We start from the raw sequence: 21895 nt of genomic DNA on the forward strand, positions 1-21895 counted from the left end.
GAGTCGCCAGAGGCTCGAAGGAGCGAAGAACATGGCCGTTTCCGGCGTCAAGGAATTCGAGATCAAGGCCGATCCGGCCACGGTGATGGCCGCGATCGCTGCGGTGGATCGCCTGCCCGAGTGGTCTTCGGCCCACAAGTCGGTCACCATCGAGAGCACACACGACGACGGCCGCCCCCACCGCGTTCGGATGAACGTCTCGATCCTCGGCATCAGCGACGAGCAGGTGGTCGATTACACCTTCGAGGGCGACGACACCGTGTCGTGGCACCTCGTCGAGAGCGGCCAGCAGAACGCACAGGACGGCTCGTACGTCCTCACCGAGTCGGGCGCCGGCACCAAGGTGACGTTCGAGTTGACCGTCGACCCGAAGATTCCGCTGCCGGGGTTCCTCGTGAAGAAGGCCCAGAAGACCGCCCTCGAGACCGCGAGCAAGGGCCTGACGAAGTTCGTCGAGAGCCTGTAGTACCTCATCCTCCTCGCGGCCGCGCCGCGGCCGCGAGGAGGACACCGAGGTTGCCGCGATCGTCCACCCGGACGTCGTCCAGCCCCAGCCACGTTGCCATTCTTCGCAGTTCGGGGAGCAACGCCTCCACCACCCGGCCCGGCGACCGGTCGGGTTCCACGAACGCGGATCGCACTTCGAGCGTTCCCGACGCTCGGTCGGCCTTGAGATCGACCCTCGCGACCAGTTCACCGTTCAGCAGGAACGGGAAGACGTAGTACCCGTGGACGCGTTTGTGCGCGGGTGTGTAGATCTCGAGGCGGTAGCGGAAGTCGAACATCCGCTCGGTGCGGGGCCGGTAGAACACCAGCGGATCGAACGGGCACAGCAACGCCGCCCCCTCCACCTTCCGGGGAACCCGGACGTCGCGGTGGACGAAGGCCGGTGTGTCCCAGCCCCGGACCGCCACCTGTTCGAGCTCCCCGTCCTCGACGAGTTCCGCGATGGCCGCCGTGGTCTGTGCGGGCGACAGTCGGTAGTAGTCCCGCAGGTCGGGTTCGGTGGCCACCCCGAGGGCCCGCGCGGACCTCTGCACGAGGCCGCGGACGGCGTCCGGCTCCGAGACCTGCTCGGAAAGAATCGCTTTCGGCAGCACACGTTCCGTGAGGTCGTAGTGGCGGGTGAACGCGACCCGTTTGTCCACCGCGAGCGCACCGGACGCGAACAGTTGCTCGCACACCACCTTGGTGTCGCTGCGATCCCACCACGGACCCTTTCGGTCGGGACGGTCGACCTCGAGGTGTTTCTCCACGTCACCGGCGCTGCACGCGCCGACGGCGCCGATCACGTCGAGCACGTCGGCGGCGAGGGTGGGGTTGCGGTCGAGGACGCGGGACTCGCCGGACCAGCGACCGTGCCGGTACCGGTGCATCCGCCAGCGCAGCAGCGGCCAGTCCTCGACGGGGATGAATGCCGCCTCGTGCGCCCAGTACTCGGCCAGCATGCGGGGTGCGCGGGCGGAGTGCGACCAGGCCGCCGAATCGACCAGCCCGCGGTCGTACACGCCGAGTCGGCTGAACAGCGGGACATAGTGGGCGCGCACGGCCACGGAGACCGAGTCGATCTGGAGCAGCCGCACCCGGTCGAGAACCGAACGGACGTGTCGGCGCGTCGGCGGGCCCGCCGGTTTCCTGTCGGCGAACCCCTGCGCCCACAGCGCCGATCTCCGGGCCGCGGCAGCGGTCATCTCACGCATACCCGCAGCCTGCCATCAGCCACCGACACGGTCGCCGCCGCGCGGCCATCAGGACTCGGCCAGCATGACCGCCACCGTCGCACCGAGTTCGTAACACCGCTCCCGCGCGTTCGCGTCGAGTGACCCGGTCAATTCGAGGATCTCGGCCACCTGGGTGAGGGCGAGACCCGTCACGATCTTCTGCACCGACTTCACCGCGCCGGCGGTGTCGTTGTTGCCGTGCACCCACAGTCCATACGGGCGTCCCGCGACCGCGTCGAGGCACGGGTAGTAGACCGTGTCGAAGAAGTGCTTGAGAGCGCCCGACATGTAGCCGAAGTTGGCCGAGGTGCCGAAGAGGTATCCGTCGGCTTCGAGAACGTCGGGCACGGTCGCGCCCAGTGCCGGAATCGACTTGACCTCGACCCCGTCGATGTCGGGATCCCGCGCGCCCTTCAGCACCGCTTCGAGGCACTCACGGGTCACCGGCGACGGCGTGTGGTGGACGACGAGTAGTGACTTCACAGTCGTCAGCGTACGACCGGGTCGCCCCCTACCGGCCGGGCTCGCCTTCCCGCTCGGCGCGTTCGAGTTCCACCGCTCGTTTCATCGTCTCCCGGGCCCGCCCGCGGTCGCCGGCGTAGTCGTAGGCGCGGGCGAGCCGGTACGAGTTCCGCCAGTTGTCCGGGTCTGCTTCCCACTCGGTCTTGACCTGTTGGAACAGGGCATCGGCCGCGTCACGGTCGATGCGGCCCGAAGGCCGCTTCGGCAGGTCGGTGACATCCAGTTCGAGATCCTCGTCGGCGATGCGACGGGACAGGTGCTGATGCTGGAATCCGGCACGCAGCGTGGCGTAGACGATCCAGGCACCGAGGAACGGGAGGATGAGGACGCCGACACCGAGACCGATCGCCGCTCCCCCACCGTCCTGGATCAGTTCGATCCCCCGCTGGCCGAGGAGGACGAAGTAGAACGCCAGGGCCGCGACCAGCAGTCCGATCGTGACGACGGTCTTGGTCGAGCCGTTCTTCACAGGTCGAGAAGAGGGTCGATACCGACGGTGAGGCCCGGCCGGGAGCCGATCTCCCGCACACCGAGCAGTACGCCGGGAGCGAAGGAGTTGCGGTCGATCGAATCGTGCCGGATGGTCAGCGTCTCGCCCTGGGTGCCGAGGATGACCTCCTGATGGGCGACGAGACCCGCCAGGCGCACCGAGTGCACCCGCACGCCGTCCACGTCGGCGCCGCGAGCGCCGTCCAGTTCGGTGGTCGTGGCGTCGGGGCTCGGACCGACGCCGGCCTTGCGCCGCGCCTCCGAGATGAGGGCAGCGGTCCGGTACGCGGTGCCGGACGGCGCGTCCGCCTTGTTGGGGTGATGCAACTCGATGACCTCGACGGAATCGAAGAATCGTGCCGCCGCCTCGGCGAAGCGCATGGAGAGGACGGCGCCGATCGCGAAATTCGGGGCGATCAGAACGCCGACGCCGGGCCGGTCCGACGCCCACGACCGCACCGTGTCGAGCCGGGCGTCGTCGAAACCGGTGGTGCCGACGACCGCATGAATACCGTTGAACACGAGGAACTTCAGGTTGTCCATCACCACGTCGGGGTGGGTGAAATCGACGACGACCTGCGTGCCGGTCTCGACGAACGTCTCCAGCCGGTCGCCGTGATCGACCTCGGCGACGAGTTCGAGGTCCGGCGCCTGCTCCACCGCCTCGCAGATCGCTCGGCCGACCTTGCCCTTGGCCCCGAGAACCCCGACCCTGATGGGTGCTGCTGCCCTCACTTCTCCACGCTCCGTCCAGTCACAACGATTCGCCCGAAAGCGTCTACATAGATCTCATACTATCTGCCACTCGTGTAGCAGACTGTAGAGGTGTATGTGTGGCACGGCTACCGGTATCACCGTGCGGTGGTGTGGGTTTGACCGTGTCCCACACCGACGCTTGTGGTGCAGGAACATGCTGTTTCGGATTCACCCCCAACCACGGTGTCGCGGTGGGCAGGCTGCGGCGGACCGGCGATGCCGTGGTCTGCCCGGGGTGGGACCGATCTTGTCCCGGCACCGGCGCACCGGCGCGTGTTCGGTGACACGGACCGCGGGTGACTGCCCCCGCCGCCGGGTGGCCTTGCTTCTGCCGAGCAGTGCGCGTTTGGCCAGGTTCACCCCCGCGATGTGATCGCGGTTACCACCGACCCGGCAGCGAGGACACCACGCGTCGTGATAGCCGCCGGGGCGGGCGAGTGGTTCGTCGCAGCCCGGACACTGTGCGGAGGATCCCCGGGCGGGCACCGAGACCACCGTGATGCCGGCACCGGCGGCGGTGTGGGCGAGCGCTGCAACGGCTTGGCGGCGGGCGGACTGCGCGGCCCGGTTGTTGTTGACGTGTCCGTGTCCGCGGGTCTCGAGGGTGGTCAGATCTTCCACCGCGATCATCTGCGCGCCGGCGGCGGCGGCGTAGTCGGTGACCTGGCGGGCGAAGTGGAACGCCAGTTCCCGGTTGATCTTCCCTCTCTTGATACCCACCGCGGTGCGGTGGGTGTCGAGGACGGCGATCGTCTCCTCCAGCTCGGCGCGAACCTCGGGCGGGGCGGTGGCGGCCAGCCGCGTCAACCGGGCCGCCTTGCCGTGCAGCAGCTGCCCCTCGGCTTGCAGGCGCGCGAGTTTGATTCCGAGGCCGCGGTCGTCGTAGGTCCAACCCCGGTAATCGGAGGACAACCCGCCGGAACCCTCTGCTGCGATGGCGGCGGCACCCAGAGTGGTCGGGGACCAATCGACCCCCACCGCGACCGCGGCCGAGTCCAGATCGCCTGCCGGGACGAGCTCGGTCACGGCGCACCGCCAGAGCAGTCCCCGGCGGTCGAGGACCAGGGTCGGCAGGTGCCAGGCGGTGATCGCCCGGTCGTGCAGGTGCTCGGGGATGATCGCGGTCAGCCGGACATTGCGCCACTGCGCCCGCCCCGCCGGGGCGGGGCAGGTCGGCAGCTTCACCGTCAACACCAACTCGTCACCGGTGACGGCAAGCTGCGCGAGCTGCCGATCGGCGGCCGAGAGCCGTGCCATCGCGCTCGTCTGTGGCGGTCCCTGGACGTCGGTGATCCGCAACCGGCCGGCCGGTGCCCCGCCGCCGCGGCGGGCGCGGGCAATCAGCTGGCGCCGAACGCCCCGCGCGAAACCCGCCGGCACATAGTCGCCCGACCCGGTGGGTGCGGTCAGACGACCGGTGGCCGGGTCGAATCGCTGAGAGAGCGCTGCGATCGCGGTGTCCCGGTACGCCAGGGTCCGCAAAGTGGCCATCACCTGCGCCGTCACCACCCGCGTCACCCGCGAGGGCACGTAGATTCCGTCCGGATAGATGGGGTTCCAGCCGAGGCGGGCCGCGGCGACATGGCCCTGTGCGGGCAGCCTGCGGTCCTGGCGGTCATGGCCGGCGGCGAGCACATCGAACGTCGCCGGCTGCCACAGCCGCGACACCAACTCGGCGCCGGCCGCGGTGATCAGGTCGAGCAGCCACCCCACCCGGATGTCGACGTCGTCGAGGCCGATCTGCTCGCCGGTCGCGTCGTCGACCGCCACATGGGCGCGGGTGGTCACCGAAAACTGCCGCGCCGCAACCGCAGTCCGACGATCCTCGCTGGTACTCATCGGTTACCCCGCCCCCCACCGAGCTGAGGCATCGCCCCGCCGCCTGCGCCGATTCCGCTGCGAGAGCAGCCGGCGGCACCGCAGGGAAGCGACACCAACAACACCCATGCAGTCATCCACCAGCTCCTCTACCAGCGACTCATCGCCCCGATCGCGCCCAACCCGGACAGTAACCCCCACCTATGACAAGTAACGCTCGATCCACGCCACCGACAAACCCAGCCAACCGGTCTCGCCGCACGACCCGCACCGCCGTGCACCGGCCCTCGGCTGCGTCCTCGAGCATCCCGCCGCGCCCCACCCGCTGCCCCCTAGCCGCGGTCCTCGGAGACCGGGTGCACCACACCACCGGCACTATCCCGCAGCATCTTCTCCCGGTTCTCCAGCGATGCCTCTTGCTCGGTGGAGACAGGAACCCGGTAACACTGCGCCTCCACCCGGCCGGCGCCACCGCCCACCGAACCCGACGCGGGCGTGCCCAGGTAGACGTCCGGATCCGCGCGATCAAATATCCGGTGTCCCGCACCGGTACGCCGAAAACCGCAACCGACCCTCCGACGCCACCGAACGCACCCCGCCACCGACAAGCCGATTACTCCGCGGCCTCCCCAATCCGCCGCCGCAGAAAGTAGTAGATACCACGAGATAGTCATGGAATTTCGATCAACAGCGGGAAGCCTACGCAATCGACCGGCGCGGAGGGGCCGAGTGGGAGACCTGCGTCTCGTCGTCAGACCCGGCCGAGTGCGGTCTCGGGGCGCCACTGCGGTGACCGGCCGAGCAGAGACAGCACCGCGCCGAAATCTGCGGAGTCGTCGTCGGCCGGCAGGCCGGGCGCGAACGCGGCGCCCTCGCGGAGCCTGTCCGCCCCGTCCGGAACGAGACGAGCGATGGGGAGAACCGCTGCCACCATGTCGGATTCGGGCTCGAAGTTGAGCCCGAGCGACCGCGCGACGTCCCAGGAGTGGACCACGTAGTCGAGGAAGTGGAACCCGACGGCCGTGGCAGCGGGGAACGGGAACTCGGTGCTGATCTCCGGCAGCCAGAACGCACCGTCCGGGGCGCGGCGCCGGGCGAATGCCTCGACGACGGCGTCGGCCGCCGAAACGTACGCGGAAACGGGATCCGCGGCCTGTCGGGGTTGCCAGTGCGCGAGGTCCGGACCGCTGCCGGCGGCCGCCGCCGCGAACCCCCGGTGCTGCACCGTCATGTGAGCCAGCAGTTGCCCGAGATTCCACTGTGCACAGGGCGTGGCGCGCTGCAGGTCACCGCGCGTCACGCGCGACACGACATCCTTACTCGCCTCGACGGCGCGGGCATCCCAGCGCCGGATCTCGTCCACATCCATCGTCGACACCTCGTCACTCGAATCGAAGTCACTCGAAGCGGTTTAATACGCGCATGCTTATCATCTACCTCGGTAGATGATCGGTCAAGGTGTATTTTCTGCGATATGCCGAGCCTCGACGCGAAAAACGATCAGCCCGAGCGAGCCCGCCGGGACCTGGCCGCGATGACGACCGCCCTGGGGCGCTCCCTGGTGGCGGCGGAACTTCCCGTGCTCGCGGAGCACGACCTGACGATGTGGGGATACATCGTGCTCCTCGCACTCGACGAGCACCCCCTGCGCACGCAGGCTGCCCTCGCGGAGGCGATCGGCGCGGACAAGACCCGGATCATCGGTGTGCTCGACGCACTGCAGGACCGTGGCCTGATCGATCGCCAGCGAGATCCCGCGGACCGGCGGGCGCGCCTGCTGTCGCTCACCGCGGCGGGGCACGACGTACGCGATTCGGCGCAGTCGGCGATCCGGCGGGGTGAGGAACTACTGCTGGACAGGTTGCCGGAGCGGGATCGTGAGGCGTTCGTGTCCGGCCTCGTCCGGCTGTCCTCGTTGCCGGTCGACGACGTCACCGGCCGCCCGGCCGACCCCGCCTGACGATGTTCCGCGACCGGTCGGGTCAGCCCTGCCGGAGCGCGTCCACGGCCTTGCCGATTCGGCGCTGCCGGGTCTCGTCCGTCTTCGCACCCTCGATCGAGAGCACGTGTCTGCGCTGATTGCTGTACGAGAGCGCGTCGAACGCCTTCCTCGCGTCCGGCTGCCGATCCAGGGCAGCGGCGAAGTCGGCCGGAACCGTGACGACTCGGGGTTCGGTGTCGAGTTCGACGTCGACGTCCACCTCGTCGCCCGCCGCGACCCCGGCGCCGGTCCTGTTCTCGGCGCTGAGCGGAATCATGAACACTCCACCCATCGGCGCGACGGTGGTGCGGTAGGTGTGGCTGCCGATCGTGACCCGGACCGCGGGCCGCTTGCCCGATCCCAGTTCCTCGACGACGGCGTCGGGGATCCGGAAACCGGTCGCGGTCTTGCCGCCCAACTCGATGGTGGTGCGAAACCTCATGGGCAGGATTCTGCCCGCGACCGGCCCGCCGGGTCAGTCGAACACGATGATCTGACGGATCGCCTTGCCGTCGGCGAGTTCGTCCATGCCGCGGTTGATGTCGTCCAGCGTGATGCGGGAGGAGATGAGCTTCTCCACGGGCAGCTTTCCGGAACGCCAGAGGCCCTCGTAGATCGGGATGTCCCGGGACGGAACTGCGGACCCGAGGTAGCTGCCGATGATGGTGCGGGCCTCGGCCACCAGGGTGAGCGGCGAGATCGACGACCGTGCGTCGGGTGACGGCAATCCGACGGTGATCGTCTTCCCGCCGGGAGCGGTTGCGCGAACGGCGGATTCGAATGCACGCGCGTTCCCGGCGGCCTCGATGACGATGGGCGCCCGCACACCGGCGTCCTCGAGTTCGGCCGGGGTGTAGACCGCCGTCGCGCCGAGTTCACGCGCGGTCTGCAGTTTCTCGGGAACGGCGTCGACGCCGATCACCTCGCCGGCGCCCCGGGAGACCGCGGTCAGGATCGCCGCCATGCCCACCCCGCCGAGCCCGACGACCATGACCGCCTGGCCGGGCCGTGGATCGCCGGCGTTGAGGACGGCGCCGCCGCCGGTGAGGACGGCGCATCCCAGCACCGCCGCCACGTCGGCGGGCACGTCGTCGCCGACGGGGACGACGGAGCGGCGGTTGACGACGGCGTGCGTCGCGAACCCGGACACTCCGAGGTGGTGGTGCACGGTGTCGGCGCCGCGGTGCAGTCGTGCTCCCCCGTCGAGCAGGGTTCCGTCGTTGTTGGCACTGGTGCCGGGCCCGCATGGCATGCGGCCGTCGGTGGCGCATCCCTCACACTCTCCGCAGCGAGGGAGGAAGGTCATGACGACGCGCTGGCCGACGGTGACGTCGTCGACTCCGGACCCGAGTTGCGTGATCCGCCCGGCGGCCTCGTGCCCGAGGAGCATCGGCACCGGGCGTACCCGGTTGCCGTCGACGACGGACAGGTCGGAGTGGCACAGGCCCGCAGCCTCGATCCGAACGAGGATCTCGCCCTCGCCGGGCTCGTCGAGGTCGAGTTCGGCGATCGAGATGGGAGTCGACTCGGCGAACGGGCGCGCTCGGCCGATCTCTTCGAGTACCGCTCCACGGATCTTCATCTCGGGCTTCTCCTCCTGGTTCGGCGATTCCTCGTTACCGGACGATGCCGCGCACCGAGGCCGGCAGGTCGCGCTTGCGACGATACGGTCCGACGACGGAGGCCCCGAACGGGCGTTGCAGCAGCACCCTGGCGACGTCGCGCACCTCGTCGGTGGTGACGGCGTCGATCTTGGCGAGGGTTTCGGTGATGCTCCGGTGATTGCCGTAGTTGAGTTCGCTGCGACCGATGCGGTGCATCCGGGAACCCGAATCCTCCAGTCCCAGAACCAGTCCACCCCGCAGGGACCCCTTGGCGCGGGCGCATTCGGCGTCGGTGATGCCCTCGGCCGCCACGTTCGAGAGCACCTCGCGGATCACGGTGGTGACCTCTCCGAGGTTCTCGGGCTGGCAGCCGGCGTAGATCGAGAACGCACCCGTGTCGGAGAACGTGTCGATGCCCGAATACACGGAGTACGCCAGGCCGCGGATCTCCCGCACCTCCTGGAAGAGCCGGGAACTGAGCCCGCCACCGACGGCGGCGTTGAGCACCGACAACGCCCAGCGGTGCGGCTCGTGCCGCCCGAACGCGCGGACCCCGAGCGAGAGGTGGACCTGTTCGCTGTCCCTGTTGGTGAGGCTGAGCGTCGGTTCCGTGCGCAGTCGCAGGGTCCCGGCGCGGCGCGCCGCCGGTTCGGACGCCGATTCGAGGTGCCCGGCGAACGCGCGGCGCACCAGTTCGACCGTGGCGTCGTGGTCCACGTTGCCCGCGACGGCCACCACCATCCGCTGCGGCGTGTAGCGCCGCACGTGGAAGGAATGGAGTTGGGTGCGGGTCATCGATTCGATGGATTCGACGCTGCCGATCACGGGACGTCCCACGGGGTGATCGCCGTAGAGCGCGGTGAGGAACGCGTCGCCGAGGAGATCTTCCGGGTCGTCGTCGCGCATCGCGATCTCTTCGAGCACCACCTGGCGTTCCACGTCGACGTCCGCGGACCGGCAGCGGCCTCGCAGCACGACGTCGCTGACCAGGTCGACGGCGAGGGGCAGGTCCTCGTCGAGCACGTGCGCGTAGAAGCAGGTGTGTTCCTTGGACGTGAAGGCATTGAGCTCGCCGCCGACGCCGTCCATCACCTGCGCGATGTCGAGGGCGCTGCGCGAGGGTGTGGCCTTGAACAGGAGGTGCTCGAGAAAGTGCGCCGCCCCCGCGACGGTGGGCTGCTCGTCGCGTGATCCGACACCCACCCAGACGCCCACCGACGCGGATCGGACGCCGGGAACGTATTCGGTCACCACCCGGAGCCCGCCGGGGAGCACGGTGCGCCGGACGCCGGTATCCGGCTCGTGCAGGGTCGGCGCTTGGGTCAGTGCTGCAGTGCGGCTGCGATCGATCTTGGCCATGTAGTGGTTCAGCAGTCCTCGGAGGCTGGGCGTCGTCGAACGGCAAACTTTACACGCGGCACGCGACCGGCATTCAACAGCCTCGACGATGCGGTTCCGGGCCGATCAGAGCCGTCCGCGGGCAGTGTCGGACCGCAGATCGGTTGCCGCCAGCACCGCGATGCGCTCGGTGCGCTGCCCCGGCCGGATCATGTCCCGGTCTTCCAGCATCCGCGTGCGGGACGAGAGCGCGGGACCGAACGGCACGCTCTCCGTCGCGACCACGTCCACCCGCAGCCCCCGTTCCTCGAGCATCGTCCTCGTCTTGTCCACCCCGTTGAGCGTCGACTGGACGAGCAGCAGGGTGCCGCCGGGAGCGAGGAGGTCGGGGGTCTCGCCGCAGATCCGGTCGAGCACTGCGCGCCCGTCCACGCCGGCGTCCCACGCCCGGGCGAGAACCCGGCCGGGTCGGCCGTCGTCCGTCGCCGGTGTGTAGGGCGGGTTCGCCACGATCACGTCGAAGCGGAGAGTCCGGACGGAATCCACGAGGTCGCCCCGGACGACCCGGATCGTCCGGCGGTTCAGTTTGGCGTTGAGCCAGGTGCTGAGCGCGGCCCGGCGCGACACGTCGACCGCGGTGACCCAGCCGGCTCCGGCCGCACACGCCTGCACGCTCAACGCCCCTGTACCGCAACACAGATCGAGCACGCGGGTGCCCGGCCCCAGATCACGGGCGGCCAGCACCTCGGCGAGCAGCCAGGTGTCACGTTGGGGGCGATACACCCCCGGTAGACGGAAAAGCATGATCGGCTCCCTCCCCCGCCGTTCCCTCCAAGCGTGGCCAGTACCCCGAGTTACATGCAACTCGACACGGGCCAATTCACGCGCTGTTCACCTCGGAGCACGTCCGAACCGCGCCTGCGCCGGAAGCGGGAATTCTTCCCTACCGGACAGGCATCGGCGGTGCGTCGTCAGGCGCGAGTTGAGCACCGATCTTCCGGAACAGCGCGTCGGCCGCATTCTTGTATGCGCCCGTGTCGTCGAAGGCCGCCGGATCGTAGGTGACGGCCACCGCGATGGCGATCTTCCGGGACGGCAGGTAGGCCTCGGCGGCCGCGTAACCGCTGAACAGTGGGTTCTGCATCAACCAGTCACCGACGACGGGCTGTCCGAGTCCGTAACTGTAGTCGTCCGACTGCGGAAAACAGGTGGTGCAGCCGGGCAGGGCGGTTGTCTTGCCGCGCAGATCCGTCGTCACCATGGTGTCGTACGACTCGGGCGACAGGAGTTCGCCGGTGCCGATCGCTATCGCGGTGTCGTGGAGGTCGTAGATGTTCGTGGTCTGGATCGCGCCGTGCGTGATGGTCCAGGACGGGTTCCAGAACGTGGACTCCTCGTAGAACGGTGTGGCAGGTGGAATCTGCAGTGCCTCGCGCCGTTCGGACGAGAATGCGTGCAGGGCGGGTTCGGTGATCGCCGGCGTCCCCGGATCCGTGGTGTTGTCGAGACCGAGAGGGCCGAGCACCTTCTCCTGCAGGAGCGCCGTCATCGGCTGACCGGTGATCTTCTCGAGAGCCAACCCCAGGATCACGTAGTTGGTGTGGGCGTAGTTCCAGTTGGTTCCGGGCTCGTAGAGGAGCGGCTTGGACGTGCTGTACGCGAGGAGTTCCTCGGGCGTCCAGGTGTGGAACGGGTCTGCGTAGAGCGCGGAATCGAATTCGGTGTTTCCGATGACGTAGTCGACGTACCCCGAAGTCATCTGGGCGAGCTGACGGAGCGTCACACGGTCGGCATGCGGGAGGTCGGGCAGCCACGTCGACACCGTGTCGTCGAGACTCACCTTCTTCTCGTCGACGAGTTGCAGTAGGAGCGTCGAGACGTAGGAGATCGCGACGGCTCCGTTGCGGAAGTGCATGTCGGTGGTCGCGGGCACGCCGGCCATCGACTCGCCGAGCGCCTCGGTGACGATCTCCTTGCCGTCCACCGTGACTCGCACGATCACCGCCTTCAGGTGATCCTCCGCCATGGCGTCGCGCACGATCTTCATCACCGCGTCGGCCTGCGCGGGATCAGCCGACGGCGCCGACGAGCCGTTGCCCGAACCCGAAGACGAACCGGAGGGCGAAGTGTTCGACGTGCACGCGGCCAGGAGGGCGAGAACGCACGCCACCAGGAGGATCCGCCGCTTCGGTGCCATACCCGAGCTTGGCAGATCCGCGCTGTCCGCGGGAGGAAACCGCCTGACGGCTCCCGTCAGGACTTCTGCTGTCGCAGATAGAGATCGCGGAGCAGTGCCACCTCGGCGCCGTGATGGATGACCTCGCGATTGATGTGCAACACCAGCGTCGCCATCGGGCGATCTGCGTATTGCCCCTCACTGGGCCCGCACGGCCGGGCGAGGCCGTCGGTTCCCAGGCTCAGCACGCCGTCACACCAGGCGTCGTACTGCTCGTCGAGTTGGGCGAGCGCCTGCGCTGCGGTGCCGGCGTACTCGAACGACTGATAGTCGACGGGCGGCCCGCCGAAATGACTGCCGATCCGCGCGCCGAACACGCCGACGATGATGTGCCCCAGCCGCCAGGCGATGGTCGTGATCGGGGGCGGGTCCGGCTCGGGGAAGGCGAAATCGATGGTGAAGTCGCCGCTGCCGGCCTGAACCGGGGCCTGCGACCGCCCCCTCGGACGCACACTCCAGCTGTCCGGTGCGGGCTCCCAGAAATACTCGTCGTCGGTCAGCCCGTCCATCCGGGGACGCAGCTGGTGCTCCCAGTGCCACCTCAGCTGATCGGTGAGTTCCTGTGGCCAGTCCATGTCGTGTCTCCCCTCTTCCCGGCGCGCCGACGAGGACGCGGACCTCTCGCCTCGGCTACCGCACCCCGTCGCGGACCCGGGCACCCGGATGATTGGCCCGGATGTTCATCGCCGCCAGCGTGACCGTCCGGTCGATCCGCCGGAGCCTCGTTTCCGGCTTCTTCGCCGACGCTATCCATTCGAGGATCAATCGTGTCGAAGACGGCGGAAACTTCTCGAAGTTCGTGCGTGCAGACTCGTTTCGGTCGAACGCGGCCTGCAGATCGTCGGGGACGACCGCGCTGTCTCCGTTCGCCGTGTTCTCCCAGGTCCCCTTGGCCTTGGCCAACTCGATGGCGGCGAACCCGTGTTCCGTCATCAATCCCTGCTCGATCATGCTCGCCGCACGCTGCCGGTTCACCGTGCTCCAGGAACTCCGCACGACGCGGGGCGTGAAGCGCAGTTGCGAGCTGTCGGCATCACGTGAGCGATGCACGCCGTCGATCCATCCGAAGCACAGTGCCTGTTCGATCGCCTCGTGATAGCGCACGCTCGGCGTACCGCTGTTCTTGTGGTGGATGACCAGCCAGATCTCGTTCTCGGATCGGCAATTCTCCGCCAGCCATGCACGCCACTCCGCGCTCGTGCGAGCCACGACGGTGTTCATCTCACGCCCCCGACTTCGACGCGACGATGTCCAGGTAGTGCTGGTTGAACATCACTCCGAGGATGTTGCCGAACGGGTCGGCCACCGCTGCCGTGACGAACCCCGCACCGCGCTCGACCGGCTTCGCGTGGAGGGTGGCACCCAGGGACAGCAGCCGCTCGACGCTCGCACCGAGATCGTCGACGTGCCAATAGGTCATCGTGTTCTCGGCGTCGCGCGACCGACCCGGAGCGGCGAATCGGCTGTCGATGATGCCCAGCTCGTGCTGGTAGTCGCCGATCCGGAACTCGATGTACGCCGGCGTTCCGTCGACCGAGCGCACGAAATACGGCTCGAGGCCGAGCAGTTCCGTGTACCAGGCCTGGGCGGCGATGAGGTCGTCTGCGTAAAAGGTGACGGTGGTGAGTCCTCGCAACATGGGGTGTTCCTCTCCTCGGTCGGTGACAACACTCATCTTCCGACTCAAAGCGCTCACCAAGTGAGCACTTTCCGAGGGAAACTGAAATCATGCGCGCAGACCGACTCGTCGCCACCCTCCTGCTGATGCAGTCCCGCGGTCGGGTGACCGCCGCCGAATTGGCGTACGAGCTCGCGGTGTCGGTCGCCACCGCGCGCCGCGACCTGGAGGCGCTGTCGGCAGCGGGCATCCCCGTCTACCCGCAATCGGGACGCGGCGGCGGGTGGTCGCTCGTCGGGGGCGCTCGCACCGACCTCAGCGGCCTGTCGGCGACCGAGGCGCAGGCCCTGTTTCTTCTCGTCGGCCCGGCAGCCGCGGTCTCGGGCGAGGCGAAAGCGGCGCTGCGCAAGCTCGTGCGGGCACTGCCGCAGACGTTCCGCGCCGACGCCGAGGCAGCCGCCGGCGCCACGATGATCGATTCCACCCGGTGGGGCGAACGCGACCGTCCACGGCCCCACATGGTCGAACTTCTACAAGCCGCCGTGGTCCGGCGCCGCAAAGTCCGCCTGACGTACACCAACAGCGCGAGGGAGCGTTCCGAGCGACTGGTCGACCCTTGGGGCCTCGTCGACAAGGACGACATCTGGTATCTGCTCGCCGGGACCGAACGTGGGCAGCGAACCTTCCGAGTCGACCGAATCGTCGGCGCCGAGCCGACGGAACTGCCCGCCGAGCGCCCGGACGACTTCACCCTCGCCGCGGCGTGGGAAGAGGTGGTCGATCAGATGGAGCAGCGGCGTGGGGCGACCCGGGCGACCGTGCTCATCGAGAGCAGGTTCGTACCGATCCTGCGGGACCACTTCGGGCGCCACTGCCACGCGGACGGTGAGGAACACGACGGCCGCACCCGGGTCCGCCTCGCGGCACCGACCGCGTTGGACATCGCCCGGAACCTCGCCGGCTGGGGTGCCCTGGTCGAGGTGCTCGAACCGCGGTCGGTCCGCGCCGAACTCGCCCGGATCGGATCCGAACTCGCCGGCCGCTACGGCGAACCGGGTCGGTGAACGCCGCCGGTTCGCGACGCACCCTCAGTCGGTCAGATAACGCTCGACCGTCTCGACCTTCGCGTGCAACTGATCGGTGCGACCCGGCCGGATATCTGCCTTGAGTACCAGGCTGACCCTCGGAAACTGTTCCAGCAGAACGTCGGTGGCACGCTTCACGACGGCCATCACCTCGTCCCAGTCACCCTCGACAGTCGTGAACATCGACGTGGTCTCGTTGGGCAATCCGGATTCGCGCACCACGCGGACGGCCGCGGCGACGGCGCCACCGACGCTGTCGGAGTCACCACCCATCGGGCTGACACTGAATGCCACCAGCATGTTCACTCCTTCCTCATGGGTGCACGAGAACAATCCAGTCCACCCGTCTCCGAGGATTCGAGCATGTCATGCCCGGCGGGACCGTCGCGATCGAGTCGCGGTCGGGTGTGGATCCGATGGGGTGAAGGCCGGTAATTCAGTGTGCAGGGCAGCAAGGGATCGGCCGGCCCGCATGACGGTGCGGTCGGGTCGCACGATCGCCGCGGCGGCGTGCCCGCCGGCGAGCCAGCACCCGAGGTCGGAGCCGGGCGGTGCGGACACGACGACGGCGCCTCGACGCTCGATCTCGTACCGCTGGCCGGCGGAGGGCTCACGCGTGGTCACGAACAAGAACCGCGCGGGCACGGTGTCGTCGAGCCGGCGGCTGTCGCCGTCCGGAACCGGATTCGGACACAGGGTGCCGGCCAGGCCCCGTGCCACCGGGTTCCGGTGAACGAAAGCCGACGGATGCAGCGCCGGCGTGGCGCTGTCGGTGACCTTCGCGCTCAACCCCGGTATCCCCCCGGCAAGCGGAGCGAGGTGCCGTCGCACCACGTTGCCGACGCGACCGCCCTCGGTCATCGCCCAGCCGATCGTGGTCGCGAGTCGGATCATGTGGCGAGCGTGCGGTTTCCGTTCCTGCTCGTAGGTGTCGAGGGAGGTGTCGGGAAGGGTTCCGCCCAGGACTCCGGCAAGTTTCCAGGCCAGGTTGCCCGCGTCGCGCAGCCCGGCCCCCATCCCCTGGCCGACGAACGGGGGTGTCAGGTGCGCAGCGTCGCCGAGCAGGAAGACACGGCGGTCCCGCCACCGGTCGGCGACCTGCGCTCGGAACGTGTAGTCGGTGACCCGGACGAGTTCGAGGTCGGCATCGGGAAGGCGCCCGGTCCAGGGGTCGAGCAGCGGCCGCAGCGTGTCGAGGTCCGGGAAGTCCGCCGCGCTCTCGCCGGGTCGGAGCCGGAACTCCCACCGGTAGCGGTTGCTGCCGATCCGCATGTACGTCGCGGCGCGGACCGGGTCGCAGACCTGGTGAACACCCTCCCACTGATGCAGATCGCTGTCGGTCGCGAGGTCGACGACGAGCCAGCGCTGCTCGAATCCGAGATCCCCCATCCGCGAACCGATCGACGACCGGACGACGCTGTTCGCACCGTCGCAGCCGAGCACGTACCCGGCGCGGGCGAAGCGGTGTTCGCCCGTGACTCGGTCGGTGAACGCCACTCGCACACCGTCGCGTTCGTGCACGACGGCGGTGATGTCACTGTCGCCGCGCACGTTCACCCCGTCGTACCGCGCGAGTCCTGAGCGCAGCACCTGCTCGAAAGCGGGCTGGTCGAACATGTTCGCCTGCGGGAAGCCCTGCACGCTGAACACAGAATCCCGGCGGAACTCGGCGAGCGTCGTCATGTCCCGGTCGACGAGTCGCAGACCCCGGGCAGGCCGGGAGATACGGGCGAACTCCTCGGCCAGCCCGAGGCGGGCGACGATGCGGTAGACCTCGTCGTCGAGGTGCACCGCCCGCGGCTGCGGATAGACCCCGTTCCATCGGTCCAGCACCAGCGTGTCGACGCCGTACTGCGCCAACAGCGTGGCTGCGGTGATTCCGGTGGGTCCGGCACCGACGATGACGACCGGGTAACGCTCCTCGATCATGACGTTGCCTCCAGCCGCCAGACCAGTGGGTAACGGTCGAGCGCGGGTCCGATGGCCGCACTGTCGGCCGCGGTGACGGTGACGACGATCGCGCCGTCGTCGACGATCGCGTCGATGCGGTCCACACCGGTCACCCCGGCGAGCGCGTGGTCGGCGACACGGCGGGCGGCGTCCGCGCGCAGTGCCGGCTTGTAGGGTTTGCCGACGTCGGTCACCGGAAGTACGTCGAGCACGGTGACCGATTTCGGGGCAGCGGCGGCCTCGGGGACGCGTTCGGCGGCCCAGGCGAGCAGCTTGTCCTCGCTCACGTCGGCGCCCCGGGCGAGGGTGACGTAGGCGACCGGGACTTCACCGGCGTGGATGTCCGGGCGTCCGACCGCGGCGGCGCCGGTGACGTCTTCGTGCGCGAGGAGGGCGTCTTCGATGGCCGCCGGGTCGATGTTGTGGCCGCCGCGGATGATCAGGTCCTTGGCACGCCCGGTGAGATGGACGAAGCCGTCAGAGTCGACACGGCCGAGATCACCGGTGTCGAGCCAACCGTCGACCAGCTTGCCGAGTCCGTCGAGGACCGGGCCGGAGACGTCGCGGCCGATGACGTAGCCCGCGAAGACGGTCGGGCCGCTGATGGCCAGGGTGCCGACCTCACCGGGCGAGAGGTCGGTCCAGCGACCGTCCTCGTCGATGCGGACCGCCTTGATCTGCTGGTAGGGCAGTCGTTGTCCGACTGCGTCCGGTCGCACCGCGGTGGGAAAGCTGCGGGCGCTGGCACACGTGGCCTCGGTGAGCCCGTAGCCCTCGAGCAGCCGAACCCCGGTGCGGGATTCGAAACTTGCCCGGACCGCGGCGGGCAGCATCGACGCCCCCACCATGCACACCCGCAGACTGGAGATGTCGGCGTCGACCGGGCACTGAGCGAGCACCGCATAGACGGTGGGAACAGCGCTCATCGCCGCGAGTCGATGGTGCTCGGCGATCTGCCAGAATTCGCCGTAGAGGGTGGCGTCGCGGTAACCGAGCGGCCCGGCCCACACCACGCTCTGTCCCCGCAGCATCGGTGCGAGCGGGGTGACGATGAGCGCGTTGACGTGGAACAGCGGCAGGGCCGCGAAGATTGTCGAGTCGTCGTCGAGCACGGAGTTCGCGCCGAGCATCCACGCGTTGGCCACCTCGTTGCCGTGGGTGTGCGCGGCGAGTTTCGGCGCGCCCGTGGTGCCGCCGGTGTGGAAGAGTGCCGCGAGATCGTGCGCTGCCGGTGGCGCGCCGGTGAAGTGGTCGGCGTCGTGGTCGGCGGCCTCATCGGTCAGGTACGCCACCTCCACACCGTCGACCTCTGGCAGCGGTTCGGTGGCTGTCGCCCCGGTCGGACGCAGCAGCAGGACCGTATCCACGGCGCCTGCCTCGGCGAGTGTCCGGGCGGTGTCCCAGCACCGGGCGTCCAGTTCGGGACCCGCGGCCACGAGCACCCGTGCACCGGAACGGCGCAGCAGTTCGGCCATGTGGTCGGCGGACAGGCCGGGGTTGATCGGTGCGGCGATCCCGGCGACCTGCGCGGCGAGGGTGGCGGTAATCAGCTCGGCGCAGTTCGGCGACATCAGCGCCACGGCGTCGTCACGCCGAAGACCGTGAGCGTGCAACATGTTCGCGCTGCGATGCACGTCGGCGAGCAGCTGCGCGTAGGTGCGGTGCACGGGTTCGCGCCAGCGTGCGGCGCCGGGGAGGACGGTCAGCGCGGTGCGGTCGGGCCACAGGTTGGCGGCGCGGGCCAGCAGGTGATACGTGGAGGTGGGTAGTCCTCGGGATTCGAGCGGGACGGTCTCGATCTCGGGGAGATCGTCCGGGTGGTCGTACGTCGGCCACAGTGTGCATGCGGTCATCGAGCGAACCTCACCACGGTGCGTTGGATACCCAGATCGAGGCCGCCGTCGTCGGTGGCGATCGACAACTCCATGACATCGCCGTCCTGCAGGTAGTTCGGGTTCTTCGCCTGCGCCGTGAAGAAGGATTTCCACTTGACTGCGGGCGGCAGCAGTGAGCCGATGATCTCGACCGGCTTCGACGGCGCCTTCAGGGCGGTACCGCCGGGAGTGCCGGTGAGCAGCAGGTCTCCGGCATCGAGCCGCTGGAACTTGGTCAGTGCCTGCAGTGCCTGCACCGGCCGGTAGATCATGTCCGACCCGACCGTCATGTCCTGCCGGACCTGTCCGTTGACGCGCAATTGCAGTCGCAGATCATCGAATCGCTTGAAGTCGCCCTCCTCCAACAGCACCAAAGCCGGGCCGACCGGGGTGAAAGTGGGATACGACTTGGCCTCGTAGAACTGCGTTTTCGGCAACTGCACGTCCCTGGCGGAGACGTCGTTCGTGATTACGAGACCGGCGACGAAGTCTGCGATGTTGCGCTCGTCGATCGAAGTACCCACCGGAACAGGTCGGCCGAACACCAGCCCGACCTCGACCTCGTAGTCGAGGAACCGGACGTGGTCAGGTTTGATCACGTCCTGGAACGGGCCACTGATCGAACCGGACGCCTTCCGGAAGAACGTCAGCGGCACGGTGTCCGGGTTCATTCCCGAATCCTTCACGTGCGAGACGAAATTCGTCATCTGCGCCACGACCCGGCACGGGGCGGTCACCGGGGAGAGCAACTCCAGGGTCTCGACCGGGATCGTGTGAGTGGACGTGGCAGCGGCCTCGATCGCCGCCCGATCGGCGAGAAGGTCGGCCGTGGTGGTGGCCGCGGTGTCGACCTCGGCGGCGCCACGCGGGGTCTGCACCCACCAGCCGTCGCTCGTACGGAGAACGGAGATACTCATGAGGAAGCTACTTTCACCAGGCCACGAAGGCGTTGGACGTCGAATTCGTTGTCGCCTCGGAGCGCAGCGATCAGTGCGCGCACTTCGCGGAGGGATTCCCGGCCGGGGGCGATACCGAGAAAATCCTTGGATGCCGGCGGGCCCCATTGCGCCAGCCCGGACGCGCTCATCGGCGCCCACCCGGGTTCGAGGGTGGCGTCGAACATGTCGCCGTCGCTGAAGTGCTCGACCAGGAACCCGTCCGGGTCGCGCCAGTAGTCGAAGATCTGGCTGCCCTGGATGTGGCGGCCGATCCCCCACGAGCGGTGATAACTCCGCTCCCGCAGGTACTCGCCGCCCGCGGCCAGGGTGTCGAGGTCGCAGACCTGGTACGCCGAGTGGACGTAGCGATTGGACGGGCCGAGGGTCAGGGCGACGGTGTGGTGATCGGCGAGGGCGTCGCCGCGATCGCAGCGGATGAAGCTCATCACCGGACCGCGCTGCCGCTGGCCGGCGTAGTACTGGAAATCGCTGACGATCATGCCGAGATGGTGCAGATACCAGTTCAGTGTCTCGAGGTACGTGGTGCTCTGCAGCACGACATGCCCCAATCGTTGCACCTGCGCCGGCTCCCGTGGTGGGCGCTGGGTCGCGTTCGTCCGCTCCACGGTGTGTCCGACGTTGACGGTGAGCGGAGTCTGCGCGGGCTGTGCGGGTATCCGGCGCACGCCGGACACCACGCGCACCGAGTTCCCGCTCGGATCGGTCAACTCGACGACGACACCGCCGAGACTGTCGGGCAAGCGGTCGACACGCCGGCCGGTGGCGTCGGCCAGACGGAGAACGTCGGCGTCGTCGGCGGCGAGGAACGCCGCACCCGAGAACCGCGAACGCGGACCCTTGCGAATGATCACGCACGGCGCTCCCGCGTCGGTTCCCCGCAGCTGCAGCTCGTCCCGGGTACGCGAGGCGGTAGTGAATCCGAAGGCGTGGGCGAAGATCTCCGCCTGCTCGAGGTCGGGTTTCGCGAATTCCAGCCACGCCAGGTCGTGCACTTTCACGGTCGGGTTCGGAGCCCGGCCGGGGTGCTCACCGCGCTGTGCGCCCTGCTCGCTGTGGAGATCGGCGTGAGCGTCGATCTGTTGATTCATGAGCTCTCCTCCAGTGGATGACGATATCGTCACTTATGACGACATCATCAGTCAAGCTTTTCTGACGAAATCCTCAGAACTGAGGGTGGGTGCTATCGTGGCGACCGATCACCAGCACGAGAGGGAGCACACGCATGCCCGACAACGGAGCGACCGCGGAAAGCCGCCTGGAACGACGCAAGGCACGCACGCGGACGGCCCTCATTCGTGCGGCGCAGACCTTCATCGCCCAGGGAAACCTCAACGTGCCCGTACTGGAAATCACCCAGGCCGCCGACGTCGGAATGGGCTCGTTCTACAACCACTTCGACAGCAAGGAGCAGCTCTACCAGGCCGCTGTCGAAGCCGCGCTGGAAACACACGGCGAACTCCTCGACCAGCTCACAGGTGACCTCGAGGACCCCGCCGAGACCTTCGCGCAGGCTTTTCGCCTGACCGGCAGATTGTTTCGCCTCCAGCCGTTCCTGAGCCGGATACTGCTCAACAATGCCCCTGCCCTGATCACCGCCGACCGCGGCCTGGCGCCCCGGGCCCAGCGCGACATCGAGGCGGCGACCACCGCCGGGCGTTTCATCGTCCGCGACCCCGAACTGGCACTGGTCCTGACGGCCGGCGCGATCATGGGGCTCGGCCAGCTACTGCACGACCGGCCGGACCGGGACGACGCCGAGACCACCGATGCGCTCGCCGAAGATCTACTGCGCACGTTCGGGTTGACTCCGGACGACGCCCGCGAAGTCAGCCGCCGACCACTCCCCGACCTCGACGGCGTCGCCCACGACGGATCAGCGGCCTGACGTCACCGCCCTGGTTGCGGCCCCGTGTCGAAGTTGGACGACCGACCCCGATGGCGGCC

Annotated in this window: 23 protein-coding genes and 1 pseudogene; 4 read left to right on the top strand and 20 right to left on the bottom strand. The window is 68.6% G+C overall.

Translation table 11 applies throughout. The features are described 5' to 3' along the window. Nucleotides 1–31 precede the first annotated feature (31 nt). Nucleotides 32–466, top strand: coding sequence for an SRPBCC family protein (locus RJ1_RS11205; protein WP_073359988.1), 435 nt, complete (start codon nt 32–34; stop codon nt 464–466). 4 nt (nt 467–470) lie between these two features. Here RJ1_RS11205 and RJ1_RS11210 read toward each other — a convergent pair whose 3' ends face one another. The 7 genes and pseudogenes from RJ1_RS11210 to RJ1_RS11235 all read right to left on the bottom strand — a co-directional run bounded on the left by RJ1_RS11210 (nt 471) and on the right by RJ1_RS11235 (nt 6675). After that, a complete protein-coding gene (locus tag RJ1_RS11210) occupies nt 471–1700 on the bottom strand; it encodes a winged helix-turn-helix domain-containing protein (RefSeq protein WP_073359989.1) in 1230 nt (409 codons plus the stop codon). A 48-nt stretch (nt 1701–1748) separates the two neighbouring features. Next, nucleotides 1749–2204, bottom strand: a complete 456-nt coding sequence (locus RJ1_RS11215; RefSeq protein ID WP_073359990.1) for a flavodoxin family protein — start codon at nt 2202–2204, stop codon at nt 1749–1751. 28 nt (nt 2205–2232) lie between these two features. Beyond that, nucleotides 2233–2712, bottom strand: coding sequence for a hypothetical protein (locus RJ1_RS11220; protein ID WP_073359991.1), 480 nt, complete (start codon nt 2710–2712; stop codon nt 2233–2235). Then, nucleotides 2709–3467 (bottom strand): 4-hydroxy-tetrahydrodipicolinate reductase, encoded by a 759-nt coding sequence (dapB, locus tag RJ1_RS11225; protein ID WP_073359992.1) that lies wholly within the window; start codon nt 3465–3467, stop codon nt 2709–2711. The genes RJ1_RS11220 and dapB overlap by 4 nt, the downstream gene beginning before the upstream one ends. Nucleotides 3468–3510: 43 nt before the next feature. Next, a pseudogene (locus RJ1_RS11230) lies at nt 3511–5327 on the bottom strand (zinc ribbon domain-containing protein). 311 nt (nt 5328–5638) lie between these two features. After that, the gene (locus RJ1_RS45820; RefSeq protein WP_143048857.1) at nt 5639–5980 is read right to left on the bottom strand and encodes a hypothetical protein; all 342 of its coding nucleotides are present in this window, start codon (nt 5978–5980) and stop codon (nt 5639–5641) included. 77 nt (nt 5981–6057) lie between these two features. Further along, entirely contained in the window at nt 6058–6675 is a 618-nt protein-coding gene (locus RJ1_RS11235; protein ID WP_073359993.1) for a TIGR03086 family metal-binding protein, read from the bottom strand. Between the two features lie 105 nt (nt 6676–6780). Between RJ1_RS11235 and RJ1_RS11240 the strand changes: the two genes are divergently transcribed. Continuing rightward, nucleotides 6781–7266 carry a MarR family winged helix-turn-helix transcriptional regulator gene (locus tag RJ1_RS11240; RefSeq protein WP_073359994.1) on the top strand — a complete coding sequence of 162 codons (486 nt, stop codon included), beginning with the start codon at nt 6781–6783 and terminating at the stop codon, nt 7264–7266. 22 nt (nt 7267–7288) lie between these two features. On the opposite strand, the gene RJ1_RS11245 is transcribed toward RJ1_RS11240, so the two are convergent. The 8 genes from RJ1_RS11245 to RJ1_RS11280 all read right to left on the bottom strand — a co-directional run bounded on the left by RJ1_RS11245 (nt 7289) and on the right by RJ1_RS11280 (nt 14104). Further along, on the bottom strand, nt 7289–7729 hold the full coding sequence (locus tag RJ1_RS11245) for a YdeI/OmpD-associated family protein (protein WP_073359995.1): 441 nt from the start codon (nt 7727–7729) through the stop codon (nt 7289–7291). A gap of 33 nt (nt 7730–7762) precedes the next feature. Next, entirely contained in the window at nt 7763–8869 is a 1107-nt protein-coding gene (locus tag RJ1_RS11250) for an alcohol dehydrogenase catalytic domain-containing protein (protein WP_073359996.1), read from the bottom strand. A gap of 34 nt (nt 8870–8903) precedes the next feature. Further along, nucleotides 8904–10250 carry a M16 family metallopeptidase gene (locus RJ1_RS11255; protein ID WP_073359997.1) on the bottom strand — a complete coding sequence of 449 codons (1347 nt, stop codon included), beginning with the start codon at nt 10248–10250 and terminating at the stop codon, nt 8904–8906. Between the two features lie 105 nt (nt 10251–10355). Further along, nucleotides 10356–11033, bottom strand: a complete 678-nt coding sequence (locus RJ1_RS11260; RefSeq protein ID WP_073359998.1) for a HemK2/MTQ2 family protein methyltransferase — start codon at nt 11031–11033, stop codon at nt 10356–10358. A gap of 139 nt (nt 11034–11172) precedes the next feature. Next, a complete protein-coding gene (locus RJ1_RS11265; protein WP_073359999.1) occupies nt 11173–12426 on the bottom strand; it encodes a serine hydrolase domain-containing protein in 1254 nt (417 codons plus the stop codon). Nucleotides 12427–12482: 56 nt separating this feature from the next. Next, nucleotides 12483–13040: a DinB family protein gene (locus RJ1_RS11270; protein WP_073360000.1), complete on the bottom strand. Its 558-nt coding sequence runs from the start codon at nt 13038–13040 to the stop codon at nt 12483–12485. Between the two features lie 55 nt (nt 13041–13095). Beyond that, a complete protein-coding gene (locus tag RJ1_RS11275; protein WP_240319699.1) occupies nt 13096–13674 on the bottom strand; it encodes a YdeI/OmpD-associated family protein in 579 nt (192 codons plus the stop codon). A gap of 13 nt (nt 13675–13687) precedes the next feature. Next, a complete protein-coding gene (locus RJ1_RS11280) occupies nt 13688–14104 on the bottom strand; it encodes a VOC family protein (protein WP_073360002.1) in 417 nt (138 codons plus the stop codon). Nucleotides 14105–14193: 89 nt separating this feature from the next. Between RJ1_RS11280 and RJ1_RS11285 the strand changes: the two genes are divergently transcribed. After that, a complete protein-coding gene (locus tag RJ1_RS11285) occupies nt 14194–15147 on the top strand; it encodes a helix-turn-helix transcriptional regulator (protein WP_073360003.1) in 954 nt (317 codons plus the stop codon). Nucleotides 15148–15171: 24 nt separating this feature from the next. Here the strand turns inward: RJ1_RS11285 and RJ1_RS11290 are convergent, their stop codons facing one another. The 5 genes from RJ1_RS11290 to RJ1_RS11310 all read right to left on the bottom strand — a co-directional run bounded on the left by RJ1_RS11290 (nt 15172) and on the right by RJ1_RS11310 (nt 21039). Next, entirely contained in the window at nt 15172–15468 is a 297-nt protein-coding gene (locus RJ1_RS11290; RefSeq protein WP_073360004.1) for an MTH1187 family thiamine-binding protein, read from the bottom strand. 66 nt (nt 15469–15534) lie between these two features. Continuing rightward, complete coding sequence (gene mhpA, locus RJ1_RS11295) at nt 15535–17097, bottom strand: bifunctional 3-(3-hydroxy-phenyl)propionate/3-hydroxycinnamic acid hydroxylase MhpA (protein ID WP_073360005.1); 1563 nt, start codon at nt 17095–17097, stop codon at nt 15535–15537. Then, nucleotides 17094–18971, bottom strand: a complete 1878-nt coding sequence (locus RJ1_RS11300; RefSeq protein WP_073360006.1) for an acyl-CoA synthetase — start codon at nt 18969–18971, stop codon at nt 17094–17096. Before RJ1_RS11300 ends, mhpA begins: the two co-directional genes overlap by 4 nt. Beyond that, a complete protein-coding gene (locus tag RJ1_RS11305; RefSeq protein WP_073360007.1) occupies nt 18968–19909 on the bottom strand; it encodes a fumarylacetoacetate hydrolase family protein in 942 nt (313 codons plus the stop codon). Before RJ1_RS11305 ends, RJ1_RS11300 begins: the two co-directional genes overlap by 4 nt. Then, on the bottom strand, nt 19906–21039 hold the full coding sequence (locus tag RJ1_RS11310; RefSeq protein WP_073360008.1) for a VOC family protein: 1134 nt from the start codon (nt 21037–21039) through the stop codon (nt 19906–19908). The genes RJ1_RS11305 and RJ1_RS11310 overlap by 4 nt, the downstream gene beginning before the upstream one ends. A 134-nt stretch (nt 21040–21173) precedes the next feature. Between RJ1_RS11310 and RJ1_RS11315 the strand changes: the two genes are divergently transcribed. After that, a complete protein-coding gene (locus tag RJ1_RS11315) occupies nt 21174–21836 on the top strand; it encodes a TetR/AcrR family transcriptional regulator (RefSeq protein ID WP_073360009.1) in 663 nt (220 codons plus the stop codon). The last annotated feature ends 59 nt before the right edge of the window (nt 21837–21895 follow it).

Origin of the sequence: Rhodococcus jostii NBRC 16295 (genome assembly GCF_001894825.1) — a bacterium.
In the GTDB taxonomy this organism is placed as follows: Bacteria; Actinomycetota; Actinomycetes; order Mycobacteriales; family Mycobacteriaceae; genus Rhodococcus_F; species Rhodococcus_F jostii.